At 72.5% G+C, this 3,516-nt stretch carries 3 protein-coding genes; all 3 read left to right on the forward strand.

The genetic code is table 11. From position 1 onward, the window contains the following. A partial coding sequence (locus tag CCS38_RS19930; RefSeq protein WP_223734657.1) for a dehydroquinate synthase/iron-containing alcohol dehydrogenase family protein occupies window positions 1-617 on the forward strand: 617 nt, incomplete at its 5' end. 13 nt (window positions 618-630) lie between these two features. Beyond that, on the forward strand, window positions 631-1,986 hold the full coding sequence (locus tag CCS38_RS35570; protein WP_223734658.1) for an MFS transporter: 1,356 nt from the start codon (window positions 631-633) through the stop codon (window positions 1,984-1,986). Beyond that, the coding region (locus tag CCS38_RS19940; RefSeq protein ID WP_223734659.1) for an FAD-binding oxidoreductase at window positions 1,961-3,516 on the forward strand (1,556 nt) is incomplete at its 3' end. The genes CCS38_RS35570 and CCS38_RS19940, both read left to right, overlap by 26 nt.

Raw genomic sequence — 3,516 nt, forward strand, 5'->3', positions numbered from 1 at the left:
GCCCCGCCTTCCCCGACGCCGCCGCCCGCGCCGCGTTCTGCGGCGCCAACCCCATCAGCGACGTGTGGTGCGAGAAGGCCATGGAGCTGGTCGGCAAGCATCTGCGCCGGGCGGTCATGAACGGCAACGACCTGTCCGCGCGGTACGGCATGGCGTACGCCTCCGCCGTCACCGGCATGGGCTTCGGCAACGCCGGTACACACATCCCGCACGCCAACGCGTACCCCATCGCCGGCGCCGTCGAGAACTACCGCGCCGAGGGCTACCCGGAGATGCCGATGGTCCCGCACGGCCAGGCCGTCGCGTCCACCGCCATGGCCGCCTTCCGCTTCACGTACCCGGCGGACCCGCAACGCCACCTGCGCGCCGCGGAATTGATCGGCGGCCGGCCCGTCGACCCCGACGAGGGCGCCGAGGCGCTGCCCCGCGTACTGCGCGAACTCCTGCGCGACATCGGCATGCCCAACGGCATCGCCGCCTTCGGCTACACCGAGTCCGACCTGGACACCCTGGTAGCCGGCACGATGAAGCAGTCGCGCCAGCTCTCCGTCGTACCGCGCCCGCTCACCACCGACGCGGCCGGCCGGATCTTCCACGAGTCGCTCCGCAACTGGTGAAGGGAGCGCAGCCGTGCAACAGAGAAAACAGCAGACACAGGAGCAACAGGCCAGTCCCATCGGGAAGATCGCCCTCGCCGGTGCCATCGGCACCACCATCGAGTGGTACGACTTCTTCCTCTACGGCACCGCCGCCGGCATCGTCTTCGACAAGCTCTTCTTCCCGGAATTCGACAGCCTCGTCGGCACTCTCATCGCGTTCGCAACGTTCGCGATCGGCTTTGTGGCCCGCCCCCTCGGCGGCATCGTCTTCGGCCACTTCGGCGACCGCGTAGGGCGCAAGACCGCCCTGGTCACCACCATGTTCATCATGGGCGCCGGCACCTGCCTCATCGGCGTCCTGCCCACCTACGACGCCATCGGCGTCTGGGCCCCGGTCCTGCTCGTCCTGCTCCGCATCCTCCAGGGCATCGGCATCGGCGGCGAATGGGGCGGCGCGGTCCTCATGTCCGTCGAACACGCCCCGGAAGGCCGCAAGGGCTACTACGGCAGCTGGCCCCAGATCGGCGTCCCCGCCGGCCTCATGCTCGGCACCGGCGTCTTCGCGCTGCTCTCCTCCGTCCTGGACAGCGAGCAGTTCCTCAGCTGGGGCTGGCGCATCGCCTTCCTGCTCAGCGCCGTCCTCGTCCTCATCGGCCTCTACATCCGCCTCCAGGTGTACGAGACGCCCGCCTTCCGCTCCGTACGCGACCAGCACACCCGGGCCCGCATCCCCCTCGTCGAACTGCTCCGCACCTCCAAGGTCAACCTGCTGCTGGGCATGGGCACCCGCATGGCCGAGGGCATCGCCTTCAACACCTGGGGCGTCTTCGCCATCGCATACACCACCACCGAACTGCACGTGCCCCGCACCCACGCCCTCATCGGCGTCATGGCCGCCGCCGCGGTCTGCGTGCCGATGATCCCGTTGTGGGGCGCCCTCGGTGACCGCTTCGGCCTGCTGCGCACCTTCGGCCTGGGCGCCGCCCTCTTCGGCGTCTCCGCCGTCCCCGCCTTCGCGCTCTTCGACACCGGCTCCGTCCTCGTCATCGGCGGCACCCTGGTCGTCACCCTCGGCCTCTTCTACGGAGCGATGTACGGGCCCCAGGCCGCCCTGTACGCCGACCTGTTCCCCGCCAACGTCCGCTACAGCGGCGTCTCCTTCGTCTACCAGGTCTCCGGTGTCCTCGCGAGCGGCTGCACCCCGCTGATCCTCACCGCGCTGCTCCAGGCGGGCGGCGGCAGCCCCTGGCTGATGGTCACCTACATCGTCGCGATGTCCGCCCTCAGCCTGCTCTGCGTCGTCCTCATCGCCCTGCGGAGGCGGCGCCGCGCCCAACCGTCCACCTCGGAAAAGGAGTGCCATGCCGTCCAGGCCACGGCCCCGTAGCGAGGCCGGCGCGGAGCTTGCCGCCGCGCTCCGCCGCGCCGGCGTGACCGGAGCCGACGCCTCGGACCTCGCCCGCTCCCTGTACGCCTCCGACGCCTCCCTGTACCGCATCGCCCCACTGGCCGTGGTCACCCCGCGGCACACGGACGAGATCGCCGCCGTACGCGAGGTGTGCGCCGAGCACCGGGTGCCGGTCACGATGCGCGGCGCGGGCACGTCCATCGCCGGGAACGCGGTCGGCCCGGGCGTCGTCATCGACGCGAGCCGCCACCTCGACCGCATTCTGGAGATCGACCCCGAGGCCGGTACCGCCCTGGTCGAACCCGGCGTCGTCCTGGCCGACCTGCAACGCGCCGCCGCGCCCCACGGCCTGCGCTTCGGCCCCGACCCCTCCACCCACAACCGCGCCACCCTCGGCGGCATGATCGGCAACAACGCCTGCGGATCACGGGCCCTCGGATACGGCCGGACCAGCGACAACGTCCTCGGCCTCGATGTCCTCACGGGCTCGGGGGAGCGGCTGCGCCTCGGAGCGGAGCCACCCGACTCACCCCTGCTGACCGCCCTCCGGCGCACCGTCCACGAGGAACTCGCCGTCCTCCGCACCGAACTGGGCCGCTTCCCCCGCCAGGTCTCCGGATACTCCCTGGAACACCTCCTGCCCGAGCGCGGCTTCGACGTGGCCCGGGCGCTGGCCGGCAGCGAAGGCACCCTCGCGCTCACCCTGAGCGCCCGGCTCCGCCTCGTCCGCGACGCCCCGCACCGCGTCCTCGCCGTCCTCGGCTACCCCACGATGGCGGACGCCGCCGACGCCGTACCGGCGCTCCTGAAGCACACACCGGTCGCCTGCGAGGGCCTCGACGCCCGCATCGTCCGCACGGTCACCGCCCGCAGGGGCCGCGCGGCCCTCCCCGCCCTCCCGCGCGGCGAGGGCTGGCTCCTCGTGGAACTCGTCGGCGAGAGCGTGCCGTACCTGGTGGACGCCGCGGCCCGGCTCGTACGGGACGCCGACGCACTGGACTCCCGTACCGTCACCGACCCCGCCGAGGCCGCAGCGCTCTGGCGCATCCGCGAGGACGGCGCCGGCCTCGCCGCCCGCACCCCCGACGGCGCACCGGCCCACGCCGGCTGGGAGGACGCCGCCGTACCGCCCGACCAACTGGGCTCGTACCTGCGCGAGTTCGAGCAACTCCTCGCCGACCACCACCTCACCGGCATCCCCTACGGCCACTTCGGCGACGGCTGCCTCCACCTCCGCATCGACTTCCCGCTCGACGCCCCCGGCGGCACCCAGGCCATGCGCGACTTCCTCTTCGCGGCCGCCCGCCTCGTCGCCCGGCACGGCGGCTCCCTCTCCGGCGAACACGGCGACGGCCGCGCCCGCGGCGAACTCCTGCCGCTGATGTACTCACCGGCGGCCCTCGCGCTCTTCGAGCGCGTCAAGGCCCTCTTCGACCCCGACGACCTCCTCAACCCCGGCGTCATCGTCCGCCCCGACCCCGTCGACCACGCCGTACGCGCCGCCACTGC

Source organism: Streptomyces purpurogeneiscleroticus (genome assembly GCF_020024005.1).
GTDB classification, from domain to species: Bacteria; Actinomycetota; Actinomycetes; order Streptomycetales; family Streptomycetaceae; genus Streptomyces; species Streptomyces purpurogeneiscleroticus.